The organism is Bradyrhizobium sp. BWA-3-5, from assembly GCF_032917985.1.
Classification (GTDB): Bacteria; Pseudomonadota; Alphaproteobacteria; order Rhizobiales; family Xanthobacteraceae; genus Bradyrhizobium.
In genome coordinates this window covers 3,808,737-3,822,769 of the sequence record NZ_CP136626.1, presented here as the reverse complement: position 1 = coordinate 3,822,769, position 14,033 = coordinate 3,808,737, and the positions used below count along the sequence as shown (strand labels likewise).

At 62.6% G+C, this 14,033-nt stretch carries 16 protein-coding genes and 1 pseudogene; 8 read left to right on the top strand and 9 right to left on the bottom strand.

From position 1 onward, the window contains the following. Positions 1 to 7: 7 nt before the first annotated feature. Both RX331_RS18470 and RX331_RS18465 read right to left on the bottom strand, forming a co-directional pair. On the bottom strand, positions 8 to 331 hold the full coding sequence (locus tag RX331_RS18470) for a PRC-barrel domain-containing protein (RefSeq protein WP_317257870.1): 324 nt from the start codon (positions 329 to 331) through the stop codon (positions 8 to 10). A gap of 118 nt (positions 332 to 449) precedes the next feature. Then, positions 450 to 1,227: pseudogene (locus RX331_RS18465) on the bottom strand (AAA family ATPase). Positions 1,228 to 1,331: 104 nt separating this feature from the next. On the opposite strand from RX331_RS18465, the gene RX331_RS18460 reads away from it, so the two are divergent. Then, positions 1,332 to 1,655, top strand: coding sequence for a hypothetical protein (locus RX331_RS18460; RefSeq protein ID WP_317257869.1), 324 nt, complete (start codon positions 1,332 to 1,334; stop codon positions 1,653 to 1,655). A 412-nt stretch (positions 1,656 to 2,067) separates the two neighbouring features. Continuing rightward, a complete protein-coding gene (locus RX331_RS18455; protein WP_317257868.1) occupies positions 2,068 to 2,727 on the top strand; it encodes a porin family protein in 660 nt (219 codons plus the stop codon). Positions 2,728 to 2,833: 106 nt separating this feature from the next. On the opposite strand, the gene RX331_RS18450 is transcribed toward RX331_RS18455, so the two are convergent. Continuing rightward, the gene (locus RX331_RS18450) at positions 2,834 to 3,691 is read right to left on the bottom strand and encodes a PCC domain-containing protein (RefSeq protein ID WP_317258173.1); all 858 of its coding nucleotides are present in this window, start codon (positions 3,689 to 3,691) and stop codon (positions 2,834 to 2,836) included. 4 nt (positions 3,692 to 3,695) lie between these two features. Next, positions 3,696 to 5,285: an acyl-CoA synthetase gene (locus RX331_RS18445; RefSeq protein WP_317258172.1), complete on the bottom strand. Its 1,590-nt coding sequence runs from the start codon at positions 5,283 to 5,285 to the stop codon at positions 3,696 to 3,698. A 221-nt stretch (positions 5,286 to 5,506) separates the two neighbouring features. Here RX331_RS18445 and RX331_RS18440 point away from each other — a divergent pair, with 221 nt between their 5' ends. Next, positions 5,507 to 6,031 (top strand): DUF3828 domain-containing protein, encoded by a 525-nt coding sequence (locus RX331_RS18440; RefSeq protein WP_317257867.1) that lies wholly within the window; start codon positions 5,507 to 5,509, stop codon positions 6,029 to 6,031. Positions 6,032 to 6,094: 63 nt separating this feature from the next. Here RX331_RS18440 and RX331_RS18435 read toward each other — a convergent pair whose 3' ends face one another. Beyond that, on the bottom strand, positions 6,095 to 6,496 hold the full coding sequence (locus RX331_RS18435) for an SPW repeat protein (protein WP_317257866.1): 402 nt from the start codon (positions 6,494 to 6,496) through the stop codon (positions 6,095 to 6,097). A 177-nt stretch (positions 6,497 to 6,673) separates the two neighbouring features. Further along, complete coding sequence (locus RX331_RS18430) at positions 6,674 to 6,787, bottom strand: hypothetical protein (RefSeq protein WP_317257865.1); 114 nt, start codon at positions 6,785 to 6,787, stop codon at positions 6,674 to 6,676. A gap of 368 nt (positions 6,788 to 7,155) precedes the next feature. On the opposite strand from RX331_RS18430, the gene RX331_RS18425 reads away from it, so the two are divergent. Beyond that, the gene (locus RX331_RS18425) at positions 7,156 to 7,428 is read left to right on the top strand and encodes a GNAT family N-acetyltransferase (protein ID WP_317257864.1); all 273 of its coding nucleotides are present in this window, start codon (positions 7,156 to 7,158) and stop codon (positions 7,426 to 7,428) included. Between the two features lie 153 nt (positions 7,429 to 7,581). Here RX331_RS18425 and RX331_RS18420 read toward each other — a convergent pair whose 3' ends face one another. Together RX331_RS18420 and RX331_RS18415 are read right to left on the bottom strand one after the other, a co-directional pair. Next, positions 7,582 to 8,373: a fumarylacetoacetate hydrolase family protein gene (locus tag RX331_RS18420; protein WP_317257863.1), complete on the bottom strand. Its 792-nt coding sequence runs from the start codon at positions 8,371 to 8,373 to the stop codon at positions 7,582 to 7,584. 146 nt (positions 8,374 to 8,519) lie between these two features. Then, complete coding sequence (locus RX331_RS18415; protein WP_317257862.1) at positions 8,520 to 8,903, bottom strand: DUF3597 domain-containing protein; 384 nt, start codon at positions 8,901 to 8,903, stop codon at positions 8,520 to 8,522. Positions 8,904 to 9,211: 308 nt separating this feature from the next. Between RX331_RS18415 and RX331_RS18410 the strand changes: the two genes are divergently transcribed. Next, positions 9,212 to 10,123: a DUF2189 domain-containing protein gene (locus tag RX331_RS18410; protein WP_317257861.1), complete on the top strand. Its 912-nt coding sequence runs from the start codon at positions 9,212 to 9,214 to the stop codon at positions 10,121 to 10,123. 208 nt (positions 10,124 to 10,331) lie between these two features. Then, on the top strand, positions 10,332 to 11,147 hold the full coding sequence (locus tag RX331_RS18405) for a lytic murein transglycosylase (RefSeq protein WP_317257860.1): 816 nt from the start codon (positions 10,332 to 10,334) through the stop codon (positions 11,145 to 11,147). Between the two features lie 49 nt (positions 11,148 to 11,196). Here RX331_RS18405 and RX331_RS18400 read toward each other — a convergent pair whose 3' ends face one another. Continuing rightward, a complete protein-coding gene (locus RX331_RS18400) occupies positions 11,197 to 11,499 on the bottom strand; it encodes a hypothetical protein (protein WP_317257859.1) in 303 nt (100 codons plus the stop codon). A gap of 806 nt (positions 11,500 to 12,305) precedes the next feature. Between RX331_RS18400 and RX331_RS18395 the strand changes: the two genes are divergently transcribed. Both RX331_RS18395 and trmFO read left to right on the top strand, forming a co-directional pair. After that, a complete protein-coding gene (locus RX331_RS18395) occupies positions 12,306 to 12,458 on the top strand; it encodes a DUF1127 domain-containing protein (protein WP_016846063.1) in 153 nt (50 codons plus the stop codon). A 140-nt stretch (positions 12,459 to 12,598) separates the two neighbouring features. Continuing rightward, positions 12,599 to 14,032 (top strand): methylenetetrahydrofolate--tRNA-(uracil(54)-C(5))-methyltransferase (FADH(2)-oxidizing) TrmFO, encoded by a 1,434-nt coding sequence (gene trmFO, locus RX331_RS18390; RefSeq protein ID WP_317257858.1) that lies wholly within the window; start codon positions 12,599 to 12,601, stop codon positions 14,030 to 14,032. The last annotated feature ends 1 nt before the right edge of the window (position 14,033 follow it).

Here is a 14,033-nt window from a genome sequence, read left to right as displayed (position 1 = left end):
ACTTATCCTACACCCCCCAATAATGCGGATGCGGCCGCGACCGGTCGCCCCAGTCGAACGCGTCATCGTCCAGCTCGGACGGCCCTGCCCGCAGGTCCTCCACCGTCACGTCAGTCTGGTACGCCTGCCGCGCGGCATCGAACCGCAGCGCGTCCCACCGGATCGGACAATGATGGTGGCTGCCGAGCAGCCCGCCGGTCTTGATGACGGCGTAGGCGACCGTTCCGCTGGTCTTGTCGAGCATCAGGCGTTCGATCGAGCCGAGCCTTGTGTCGCGGCAGTAGACGCTGACATGCTCGACGCGGTCACTGGGCACCAGGGTATGCGGCATGGCGACCTCCCTGTCTTCCGTTGTTCGCCGATATCTTATCACAGTCGGCCCCGGCGTGGTTCGCTCGCCGTGCGACAACTTGCCGGACCCGTTGGCTCCACCAAGGGTCCCCCGCGGCTCACTCCGCGATCGCTGCGTCCACGAATCCCTTCGGGTCCTCGCAAAACTCCCGCATGACCTTGTAATGGTCGGTATCCTTCAGCGTCACCGGCTCCAGCCCGTATTTCGTCAGCCGCAGCAGCGTCGCGTTCGGATAGGCCATCAGCATGGGCGAATGCGTGGCCATGATGATCTGGCAATGGCCGATGTCCTCCATCCCGCCGCATCAGCTTCAGAAACTCGATCTGGCGTCCCGGCGACAGCGCGGACTCCGGTTCGTCGAAGATGAAGATGCCCTGGCGTTGGCAGCGTTCCTCGAAGAAACGCAAAAAGCCTTCGCCGTGAGAATGCGATAGGAAGTCGGGTGGCGGGCCGCCTCCCGCCGGATATTGCTGGGCCATCTGGTCCAGGTAGCGGGCGACTGAGAAAAAGCTTTCGGCGCGGAAAAACCAGCCATTAGTGATTTTGGGCAGCCAGCTCGCCCGCAACGCGCTCGACAATTGGCCCCCCATTTTTTCCAGCGCCCATGAGTGATCGACCGGCATGTAGCCCTTGCCACCCCCGGCCTCGTCATAGCCCGCCAGCGCCGCGATGCCCTCCAGCAGGGTCGATTTGCCGGTGCCGTTCTCGCCGACGATGATGGTAATGGCGCGCTCGAAGCGCAGGTCGAAATCGTCGCGCAGTAGCGGCAGGCAGAACGGGTAGGTCTCGCGGTCGATGATGCGCGAAGACTCGAGCCAGACGCGCTTGAGATAGGGCGCCGGCATATTGATCGGCCGATTGCGTTTGAAAGCCATGTGTCAGATCTCTGGGTCAGATCTCCGGGTCAAATCTCACGGAAACAAAGCCGTTCGTTCTGGTTATACAGGGAATACCATACAATCCTAAATCGTACGCGCCAATGCCGAGCGATACCTACACCCTCTTCCGCAACGCCGTCCTCGGCGCGCAGCAGGTGGTCTGCCTCTATGACGGCCGCCGGCGCGAGCTGTGTCCCCACATCATCGGCACCAGCAAGAGCGGCGAAGAGGTCGTGCTGGCCTGGCAGTTCGCCGGCGAAAGCTCAGGCCCCTTGCCGCAATGGCGCTGCCTGAAGCTGGCGGGCGTCAGCGAGGCATTTGCGCGCGAGGGCCGCTGGCACGAGGGCCGATCGCATCGCTCGGCGCAGACCTGCGTCAGCAATATCGATCTCGACATGAATATTCACGTTCGCAAGCGGCGGTGATCGGTCAATGCGCGTTCACGCGACCCGTTGGCTCGCACTGACACGGATCGGCCGCAGCACGTCAAACAGCTCACATCGACGACGACAAACAGCGATCAACGAAACGCAATCGCCTCTCCTCTCGCGCATATCGCGAACGCGTTTCACGCCACAGCTCGCCGCACTGCCGTCGAAATAGCAACCTGCCGACGTCAATCAGCGGACGCGCTTCGGTCCAATTTTTGCCGGCATGGATGTCGTATAGTTAATCAGCGAACGACGTTGTCACACCCACGCAAATGTCGCTTGCAGACCAGTCTTTTGGGCGCGTTCGCGTCCGCTTCCAAGAACGTTACGTCACCATGCCGGCTCAATCGGTCCATGATGGGGCTCGCAGGGGATCAAACGAGTATTCAACTACAGGGGATAAAATATGAAACAACTACTTCTAGCTGGTGTGGCCCTTTCGGTCGCGACCGCTGCCTCGGCTGCCGACCTGCCGGCGCGGCCCTACGCCAAGGCGCCCCCGGCAGCGGTGGTTGCGGCGTACAATTGGTCCGGCTTCTATCTCGGCGCGATGGGCGGCTATGGTTGGGAGACCGGCGCTGGCAGCGGCGGCTTTGGCGGCGGCACGGTCGGCTACAACTGGCAGCTTCCTGGCAGTCAGTTCGTGTTTGGTGTCGAAGTCGACGCCGCAGGTGCCAGCATCAAGGACAGCTTCACCGAGGACGTCGGCGGCGGCCTCCTGGTCGCGCAGGAAACCAAGATCAATTCATTCGGCAGCGTGACCGGCCGCGCCGGCTTCGCCATCGATGCCGCCCTCCTCTACGCCAAGGGCGGTTATGCGTGGGCCAACAGAAAATGGTCCATCTCGGACGGCGTCGTGACGTTCTCGGACAGCCAGACTCATTCCGGCTACACCATCGGCGGCGGCCTCGAGTACATGTTCGCGCCGAACTGGTCGGCCAAGGGCGAATACATGTTCACCAGCCTCGGCAGCGAGGCCTACAATTTCGGCGGCCCTCCGCTGGTAGACTCCGGCACCATCGACTTTCACACCATCAAGGTCGGCGTGAACTATCACTTCAGGTGAGAATGGTAGCTGCATAGGATGGGCAAGGCGCAAGCCTGCCCACCCTTCAACAGCCAACGATAAAGTGGGCGGGCACGACGCGTTGCGCCGTTGCCCGCCCACTGATTCATAACACCTCCAGCACCAGCTCCATCGTCATTAGCACCGGATTATCGCCGCGCATCAGCCGCCCTTCGGCGATGCCGCCGAGATAATCGACCAGCGCGATATCGAGCTCCGCCCGCAGCGTGCCGTCGGCACCGGGCGCGATGCGGCCAGCCTTGATCGCCAGTTCGGTCGCAAACGGCACCACGGTCCGGCCGTCGGTGAAATGCGCGCCAATGGTGGAGCCGACCCCGCCGTGAATCCGCGCGCGCAGGATTCCATGCTGCCGGCAGAAGGTCTCCAGCGCGGCCGCAAAATCCTGATTCGGCCGCAGCCGCAGCGCAAAGGCCCGATGGTCGGCCTTCACATCCGTCGCGGCGCGCGCGACAGGCCCGAACAATTTGAAATTGGTCTCGCTATCAGGCTCCGCGACAAACATCGCGCCGTCGATGCCGAACGCCTCCACCGCAAACGATTCGGCGACGATGCTCTCCTCGGGCAGAATGTGGCCGCCATGCAGATGGCCATCGGTCTCGGTCCACAGCCCATGGCAGTGGAAGAACGGCGCGCCGTCGCGCTCGCCGAGCGTCATCGCGCCACACGTCAGCCGCGTGATGCCGGCCGGCCGGAAGGTGTCGCTGTAGAACGCCGCATTCGCGCCGGTCTTCGACAGCGCGGGCATCACGTAGGCAAGCGGCCCCAGCGCCCCTCCCCGCATGCTTAAGACGCCGCCCGAGAAACCGGCTTCGGCAAAGCCGCGGCGCGCAGCTTCCAAGAGCGGCAGGCCGGCCTGCAGCGTGAATGAGAACGCGCGGCCGCGCGCCTTGACCCATTGAATGCGTTCGGGCACGGGCGCGCCCGGCTGCGCGATGCTGCGCATCGGCTCAGCTACCCGATTTGGAAATGAGCTCAAGCTGCCCTCGCGCTTCCAGTTCATCGCGGACCAGCCGCTTCGGAATCTTGCCATAGCCGGACTTCGGCAGCGCCTCCCAGAAGAAGAAGCGCTTTGGCATCTTGTAACGCGGCACCTTCGGCGCCAGGAACGCGGCGAGCTCCGCTTCGCTCACCGCGGCAGCGCCTTCGCGCGCGACGCAGACGGCGACGCCGACCTCGCCCCAGAACGGGTCGGGCACGCCGAGAACGGCGACCTCGCCGATCGCCGGATGGGTGAGAATCTTCTCCTCGACCTCGCGCGGATAAATGTTGGAGCCGCCGGAGATATACATGTCGGAGGCGCGGCCGGTGATGTAGACAAACCCTTCCTCATCCATGTGGCCGAGATCTCCGGTCCGGAACCAGCCGTCGCGAAACGCTTTCGCGTTGGCCTCGGGATTGTCGTAATAGCCGGCGAACACGGCGGGCCCGATCACGCAGATCTCGCCGGTCTCGAACGGTTTCAGTTCGCGCCCGTCGTCGCCCTGGATCGAGACCTGCATGCCCGTGCGTTCGAAGCCGCAGGTCCCGATGCGCGCCTGCGGGCCATCCTCCGTGTCGTGCAGGATGGCCGGCATCACCGTGATGTTGCCGGTGACTTCGCCGAGCCCGAAATACTGCACCAGCACCTTGCCGAGCTTGTTCAACGCCGCCTTCTGATCCTCGCGGTACATCGGCGCGCCGGCATATATCACGAAGCGCAGCGAGGAGTGGTCGTATTTGTCGACCGCCGGATGCTCGACCATCATCTTCAAGATGGTCGGGACTGTGAACAGGTTGCTGACGCGATGCGTCTCGATCAGCCGGAACGCTTCGGCGATGTCGAACTTTTCCGTCGGCAGCAGGATGGTCGGCACACCGCGCGCCGCCTGCACGAGCTGGTGCACGCCGGCGCCGTGCGACAGCGGTGCGACCACGAGCGAAGCATCAGTCTCCATCGTGCCCGGCATCAAATCGGCGAGATGATTGGTCACCACAAAAGCCATCTGGCCGTGGGTGAGCACCGCCGCCTTGGAGCGGCCCGTGGTGCCCGAAGTAAAGAAGAACCAGCAGGGGTCGTCATAGTCGACCGCCGCATTCTCGACCCTGACGCCGGCTTGCGCCGCGATGACATCGCTCACCGCGCGCTCGCCGAGCGAGCCGTCGCCGATCCGCCAGGTGAATTCGAGCGCCGGATTGGCGGCTGCCGCGGCATGATCGGGAAAATCGCCGTGACACAAAAACGCCTTGGCGCCGGAGGCGCTGGCAAGATAGGCGACCTCGTCCGGCATCAGGCGGAAATTGGTCGGCACCCACACCGCGCCGAGACGAAAGGCCGCGAACATCGACCAGAACATTTCGTCGCAATTCTTGGAATGAACCAGGATGCGGTCGCCCTTGACCACCCCACGCGCGGCGAGGCCGGCCGCCAGCGCCGAGACGGCGGCATCGATCTCGCGCCAGGTCCAGGATTTGTCGCTCCAGATGAAGCCGGTGCGGTCACCATGACGGCGGGCATTCTGGGTTAGTAGATGGCCTAAGTTCATCACCCGGCGCGACATCCGCGCCAGGCCGCCGCGCGGAATCGGAATAGTCACGGTTTCAGTCACAGGGAGCCAACCATTACGCTTGAAAGACAGACACCCAATGACGATAGCAGAAAGCGCCACGCCTGCTCAAATCCGTAAGCCGGGCGTTTTCCGTCATGATAATTGTGCGGCTGCTACAACCCAACTGACCCGCTTGCGTAAGCCCTCACGCAAAACGATTTGAAGGAAGCCAAATGATTGCCCGCCGAATGCTGATTTTATCAGGCGCAGCCGCCGTGCTGGCCGCGATCCTGCCGCGTCACACCGGCGCAGCGGATGATCCCACCGCCATCCTGACCGCAATCTATACCCGCGTGATCAAGGGCAAGGGCGATGGTGGCGGAACGTTTGTGATCGAGAACAAGGCGGCGCGGGCAAAATACCTGTCGCACGCGCTGGTCACACTCTGGAACAAGGCGGATGCCCGCACGCGCAAGGGCGATGGCGGGCCGATCGGCTTCGACCCCGTCACGAACTCGCAGGATCCCGACGTCAAATCGTACAAGATCGCTGCCGAGAAGCAGACGGCCGCCAAAGCGACCATGGCCGTCACCATCGAGGCTCGCCAACCGGATGCGCGCGCCAACGCGGCCGACAAGACCATCCGCTACGATTTCGTCCTCGAAGGCGGCCAATGGAAGATCGACGACATCAAGGGTGCCGTCGACGGCAGCCCATGGTCGGTCCGGGCCCTGCTCGTCGATTCCTTCAAATACTAGGCACAGGTCCTTGGTAGTTGGCCCCCGCCGGCCACGCTGCGTGGGCCGGCGGGAAACCCACCGCTATTGTGGATGGTTGGCCAGATCCTGATCGCTCAGGCGCCAATCCTGCCAGAGCTGAAGCGCACCCAGGAGAGCGACGATTGCGCCGAGGGCGATGTGCCAGGCGCGGAGCATCTCGTCGCCCGCATAACCGAGGACGAATGGCGAAGCCATCAGCCAGAGACCGAGCGCGATCTCGCCCACCTCTTCCCAGCGCTGCAATGCTACATATTCAAGCTGGGCCAGACCGAACACCAGCATGCCAACCACGAACGTGTTGAGGATCATGGTGCTGCGCTCGGCGTCCATGACGTCGTGACTGGAAAAGGGAAACCACGGCGATACCACGATCAGCACGCCCAGCAGCATGCCGAACCAGTCTTCCCATGTGCGATGCTTACTGAAGAAATTAAAGCCGGACATTGTAGACCTCCCCTCGAAAAAGAAGGCATACGTCGGCGGCCGCGATCACTGCATTTCCGATATCGAGCCAGACCCGGCCGCCTCGGCGGCGTATGTCATCCCAAAGACGTAGGAACCCTGCATCGCCTTGCAAGGCCAGCCGTAAAGAGATCGCGAGGAGAAATTCCCGTGGGCGCCCTATTGCGCCGCACCACGCCGCTGCAGGGCTCCGCGCGCGGTCGACAGGTCTGGATTGAGTTCCTGCGCCCTGCGGAAATCGGCAATCGCGCCCGCCTTGTCGCCGGCCTGCATCCTGCCCAGGCCGCGGTTATTCCAGGAATAGGCATCGGCCGGATCGTATTGCAGCGCCTTGTCGTAATCGGCGAGGCCGCCCTTGATGTCATCCTGATAGAACCGGATGAGGGCGCGGTTGCGATAGCCCCGTGCATCTGATGGGCGCGATCCGCGATCCGGATCGCTTCGCCATAGTCCGCCGCAGCGTGGGCAAGCTGTTCGCCGTGGCGATAGACGGTGCCGCGGTTGATATAGGCCGGCACATGGTCAGCCAGGTCGGGACATGCATGGCCAATCCCCGGCATTCAAGTTCCCCATTCGTCGCCGGTTTGCATCGAGGGGTTCATGTCCCTACATGAGAGGGTGAATCATCCGGGAATCGCCGCATGGCCGCCGTTCGCGACAACAAGGCTCAAAACCGCTTCGAACTCGACGTCGAGGGCACCGTCGCGTTTGCAAACTACCGTGTGACGCCGTCGGCGGTGATCATCACCCATACCGAGACGCCCCGCGCGCTGCGCGGCCGCGGCATCGCTTCCGAACTGATCAAAGGGGCGCTCGAGCTGATCCGCGCCGACGGACGCAAAGTCATCGCCGGCTGCGGGTTCGTCGTGGATTACCTGCACCGGAATCCGGAGTTTGCTGATCTGACGGCGTGAGTTGACAAACCGTCATTCCGGGCGCGCGTTAGCGCGAACTACGATGCGCAATTGCGCATCGGAGAATCTCGAGATTGTCAGGTGCGCAACTGCGCACCATAGTTCGACGCTTTGCGTCGCCCCGGAATGACGTGCGTAGCTGAACGGCAGATCTTACGTAATCCGGATCGACATATCCGGCAGACCCTCGATCTTGCACAGGATCACGTCACCCTTCACGACCGGGCCAACATTCTCCGGCGTTCCCGAATAGATGATGTCGCCCGCCTTGAGCTCGAAGGCTTCCGACAATTTGGAAATCTGCTCGGCCACGCTCCAGATCATGTTTTGCAGGTTGGAGTTCTGCTTGACCGTGCCGTTCACCGCCAGCGAGATCGCGCCCTTGGTGAAATGTCCGGTCTTGACTGCCGGATGGATCGGCCCGAGCACGGCGGAGCGATCAAAGCTCTTGCCGATCTCCCACGGCTTCTTCTCGTCGCCCATCGCCCGCTGTAGATCGCGCCGCGTCATGTCGAGGCCGAGCGCGTAGCCGTAGACATGATCGAGCGCCTGCTCCGGCGAGATGCTGGTGCCGCCCGATTTCAGCGCCGCCACCAGCTCCACCTCGTAATGATAGTTCTTGGTCAGCGAAGGATACGGATGATCCGCGACGGTGCCGATCGCGACATTCTGGATCGCATCGGTCGGCTTCTGAAAGAAGAACGGTGGCTCGCGGTTCGGATCCGATCCCATTTCGCGCGCATGGGCGGCATAGTTGCGGCCGATGCAATAGATGCGCCGCACCGGAAACACGTCGGTCTCGCCGACGATTGGTATGGTCGTCGTGCCAACCGGGAAAATCGATTTCGGGCCGGCCTGTGCCGCGGCCGTCTCGCTTTGGACGGCCGTCCCGGCCAGCGCCAGCGCGCCCGTGGCCAGAATGGTCCTGCGATCGACGTTGCTCATGGGTATCCTCCTCAAGTCTTCTTGCCGGCCCGTATCTACAGCGTTTTTCCTGTGAAGGGGATAGCGTTTGACGTTGCTGCATTGCAATCCGCAAAGAAAAAGCCCGCATCGCTGCGGGCCTTCGCAAGTGAGAGCCGAGGCAAGCGTCAGTGCTTGATGTCAGGCGGCAGCTTGCCGCCATTGGCGGCCAGCTTGGTCATGACTTGCTTGTGCAGCCAGATGTTCATACTCGCGGAATCATTGGTGTCGCCGGTATAGCCGAGCTCCTTCGCCAGATCCTTGCGCGCGCCCAGGCTGGAATCGATGTCGAGCGCCTTCATCAGGTCGACGATCGAGGTGCGCCACGCCAGCTTCTCGCCCTTGGCGGCCACGGCCTTGTCGAGAATCGGCGCGACGTCGACCGTCGCGGCGGCCGGCGCAGCGGCAGCTCCCCCGGATGCTTCTCCCCCTGCGGCTGTCCCGCCGCCGGCCGGCGCGGCATCCGCCTTGCTGCCGAAGATCGCGCTCATGATTTTTCCGAAAATGCTCATCGATCGCTCCCAATAACCTGAGGATGGAGTTAAGTCCCGGCGGCACTGTTTGTTCACAGCACCACGGTCCGCATCGCCTGCAAGTCTAACCAGCCAAGCGAATCTTGCCAATGAAACATTCACCGAAGCGTGAGTGCGTTTGGCGCTGTTGTGGGGTGCTGTTTGGGAGTACGCTGCTGTCACAGTTCGCGACATGGCCAGTTCCGATTCCCTGTCTTCGCGTCTGGCCCGATCGTGATCGTTTTATGAAAGGTCGCATCAGCGTCTTTCAATAGGGGCGCAATGCGGCCGCGAGGGAGACAGCGACCATGGCCACCTATCACGGCAATGTCACATCGATGGCGCAGAGCGGACCTGATGCCGCTCACGCCCCAGTTATCCGAACCATTGGCTTGTCAGAGCTCCATCGGGCACTGCAGCGCGGCTGGGAAGATTTCAAGGCGGTGCCCACCCACGCGATTATCTTGTGCATCATTTATCCCGTGCTCGGATTGATGCTGGCGCGTGCCGTACTTGGCTATTCAGTAATACCGCTGCTGTTTCCGCTGGCCGCCGGCTTTGCCCTGATCGGCCCGTTTGCTGCGGTCGGCCTCTACGAGATGAGCCGGCGCCGTGAGCGCGGCGAACCGGCAACCGCCTGGGACGCGCTCGAAGTCGTGCGCTCGCCGTCGTTCAGCGCCATGCTCGGGCTCGGCGCACTGCTGCTGGCGCTGTTCGTGACCTGGGTGGCTACCGCGCAAGCACTTTACATCGCCGCGTTCGGCTATGAGGGCGCCACCGGCATTTACAATTTCGCCGAACGCGTGCTGACGACGTCGCAGGGTTGGTGGCTGATCGTGGTCGGCTGTGGCGTGGGCTTCGTGTTTGCGCTCGTCGCGCTCTGCATCAGCGTCGTTTCGTTCCCGCTGATGCTCGACCGTCATGCCGGCGTCGGTGATGCAATGGTCACGTCACTGCGCGCGGTCGCAAGCAATCCCGTACCGATGGCAGCCTGGGGTCTGATCGTCGCCGTCCTGCTGGCCGTCGGAACGCTGCCGTTCTTCCTCGGCCTTGCCGTGGTCATCCCCCTGCTCGGGCATGCCACCTGGCACCTCTATCGGGAAACGATCGAGCCAGAACTCAATCCGCGGCCGCTTCCGCCCCGGCCGCACCGTGAGCGCAAGCCGGCCGCCGATTTCCCGGCCAACTTGTTCCCGTGGCGGCAAAAAGATAGCGCATAGGCGCATGGAACCCTGATCGCTCAGCCGCCGGTTCGAAGTCCGACCGGCGGCTTTGCTGTTCACTGCTCACTAACGATGAATTGAGCATGTTCGGCGGAATGCTACCTAGCGCGACGAAATCAGCCTTGTTTTGGCCGATCTTGCTTCGAACATTCGACGCAGCGTTGACACTAACGTTGGACATATCGATTGTGGAGCGAACGGCACGATGACTTCTCGCCTATCCTTGCGCGCTCTGGCTGTGGGCGCCCTGCTGTTGACCTCCGCAGCACCTGCGCTCGCCGCGCCCTGCGGCACGGGTCCGTTCGAAACGTGGCTGGAAGATTTCAAGAAGGAAGCCGCCGCCAAGGGAATTTCGGCCTCCGCGATCCAGGCTGGCCTCTCCGGCGTCACGCTCGACAAGAGCGTGCTGGCCCGCGATCAATCGCAAAAGGTTTTCAGCCAGAGCTTTGAGGAATTCTCCGGTCGTATGGTGCCGCCAAGGATGACGCGCGGCTCCAACATGCTCAAGCAGTACGGCTCCGTGCTCGGCCGCATCGAGCAGACCTACGGCGTGCCGGGTGAGGTGCTGGTGGCGATCTGGGGCCTGGAAACCGATTTCGGCGTCAACATCGGAAAATTCTCGACGCTGCGTGCGCTGGCGACGCTGGCCTATGATTGCCGCCGCGGCGACATGTTCAAGGCCGAGCTGATGGATGCGCTGCGCATCGTCGAGCGCGGCGATATCGCGCCGCAGGATTTGCGCGGCGCATGGGCCGGCGAAATCGGCCAGACCCAGTTCATGCCTTCCTCCTACGTCAAATTCGCGGTCGACTTCGACGGTAACGGCCGCCGCGATCTATTGCGCAGCGCGCCGGACGTGCTGGCCTCGACCGCCAACTTCCTCGCCAGCCACGGCTGGCAACGCGGCAAGGACTGGGAGCCCGGCAGCCCCAATTTTGCGGTGATCAAGGAGTGGAACAAGAGCGAGGTCTACGCCAGGACGATCGCCTCCTTCGCCACGCAGCTTGCGCGAGCCCCTTAAGCCGCGACGCAAGGGGCCGGCCGCTGCGACCGGCCCCTTGTCACCATATCTATTTCGTCGCGCTCGCCTGCATCGCCTTGCTCAGATGCGCCGCGCAGGCGCCGGCCTTGCCGCTCAGCATCGCGTCCTGGGCCGCCGCGATTTCCTTTTGCGCGGCGATCTTGCCCTCGCCATCCGCCATGGTCTCGATCATCGTTTCCGTCTTGCTCAGATTATCGCCGCTGCAGGCCGCTTTGACTCGCGCGGCGTCGGCGGGAGAAACGGTATACGCCAGGGCTGCGATGGCAGCAGCTGCGAGTAATTTGTTGAGCATGGGTAACTCCCTTTTTGTTTTTTGCGCAGACGGCGCCATTGCCGCTGCAGCGACGATTGTTCGCCGAAGCGGAGGAACTTTGAGAATGAACTTCGCGCGAGGTTGGCAGCGTGGCGCGCAACGCCCTTATGCGGAATCTCGTTTTTTCATTACGGTCCCGTAAGGAGGCGCGCGAGGCCCATCGCCATCACTGTCACGTGCGGGCAAATTCATTCGACGCAGCAACAACTCGGCGATCAACGCGCCGTGCTTCGACGCAGCGAAGATTGACCAGCCTGCGATCAAAAGCGTCTCGCCGCCACACATTCGCTCGCGGTCGATTCAGAGCCCGACATGCCTGTTCGTCTCGCCGCGCGGGCACGCGATGCAGCGGCCACTAAGTGGGTGCGGCCATTACCGCTAGGGTCGATCCAGCAGAATCCGAAATTGCCACACCTCCTAATGATGAATACATGTTCATTTTTATTGGATTAAGTGCATGCGATTCGCGCATAAGAAAGTTCCAAAACGGCACCCCCCTGAGCACGTTTTGCCTTCGACGGGTGGCTCCGGTCCTAGGCGGAACCATTCTGAAGCATGACCTATGGAATCCACGGTTAATCGGAGACTTACGTCTAACCCCACAATATTACGGCATTATTTCCGTCACCTGAATGGTTCATGGGATTCGAGCCCGCTTATAGGTGGACGGCGCCAAAACGTTAATCGCATCTTACCATCGCCATGCATTCAAGGCTTAGCTGCATCGCAACATCGGAACTTCTGCACTGCAAAATCTAAGCTATATTCATTTCAACGATGACGCCGTCCTCCAAAGGCTGAATCGTAACTACAAGGAGACTACCATGTTGCTCTCGCTCATCCGCATGATCCAGGCGTTCCGGGATTATCAGCGCAATGTCAGCGAACTTTCGCAGCTCAGCGATCGCGAGCTGGCCGATATCGGCCTCGATCGTTCGGACATTCCGCGCGTTGCCGCAGGAACCTATAACGGCTGACCCTGTTCAGCCGCCTGATGAACGGATAACGCCCGCTCCGTAGCGGGCGTTCTCGTTTGTGCGCATCAAATCCAAAGCGCGCTTCTTGAAATCGTCATGGCAGGTGCGCTTGGTGCGAAAACGCGCTAAACGCTGCGCACATGATTTCCTCCACACCCCAAACTGATACCGTCCATGTGATTGGCGGCGGCCTCGCCGGCTCGGAAGCGGCCTGGCAGGTCGCCAATGCGGGCGTTCGCGTCGTCCTGCATGAGATGCGCCCGCTCCGGATGACCGAAGCGCACCGCACCGAAGGTCTCGCCGAACTGGTTTGCTCCAACTCGTTCCGCTCGGACGATGCCGCCAACAACGCCGTAGGGCTGCTGCATGCCGAGATGCGCCGGCTCGGTTCGCTGATCATGCGCTCGGCCGATGCCAACCAGGTGCCCGCCGGCGGGGCGCTGGCGGTCGACCGCGACGGATTCTCCGCCGCCGTCACCAAGGCGCTCCACGACCATCCCCGGATCGAGATCGACCGCAGCGAGATCGCCGGGCTTCCCCCCGCCGAATGGGGCAATGTCATCGTCGCGACCGGTCCCCTCACCTCGGCCCCGCTGGCCGAGGCCATCCGCGGGCTGACGGATGAGAACGCGCTCGCCTTTTTCGATGCGATCGCGCCGATCGTGCACAAGGACTCCATCGACATGTCGGTGGCGTGGTTTCAGTCGCGCTACGACAAGGTTGGGCCCGGCGGCACCGGTGCCGATTATATCAACTGCCCGATGATGAAAGAGCAGTATGACGCGTTCGTCGCGGCGCTCTTGGCCGGCGACAAGGTCGACTTCAAGGAGTGGGAGACCAACACGCCCTATTTCGACGGCTGCCTGCCGGTCGAGGTGATGGCCGAGCGCGGCCCCGAGACGCTGCGCCACGGGCCGATGAAGCCAGTCGGGCTGACCAACCCCCACAACCCAACTGTGAAGCCCTACGCCATCGTCCAGCTGCGGCAGGACAACAAGCTTGGCACGCTCTACAACATGGTCGGATTCCAGACCAAGCTGAACTACGGCGCGCAGCAGCGCGTGTTTCGCACCATCCCGGGCCTGGAGAGCGCCGAATTCGCCCGGCTCGGCGGCCTGCATCGCAACACCTTCCTGAACTCGCCAAAGCTCCTCGATGGGCAGTTGCGCCTGCGCGCGCAGCCGCGGCTGCGCTTTGCCGGCCAGATGACCGGCTGCGAGGGCTATGTGGAATCCGCCAGCGTCGGCCTGATCGCCGGGCTCTATGCCGCGGCCAATGCGCGGACGCAGTCGCTCGAACCGCCGCCGGTCACCACCGCGCTGGGCTCGCTGCTCGGCCACATCACCGGCGGCCATATCGAAATGATCGAGGCCGGCACGCGTTCGTTCCAGCCGATGAACATCAATTTCGGCCTATTTCCGCCGCTTGCCAGCGCGCCGACCAAAAAGGCCGACGGCACGCGGCTGCGTGGCAACGAGAAATCGGTCGCGAAGAAACAGGCGCTCAGCGCCCGCGCGCTTTCCGATCTCGATCGCTGGATCGCGGATCATCTGCGCGTCGCGGCGGCGGCGTAAT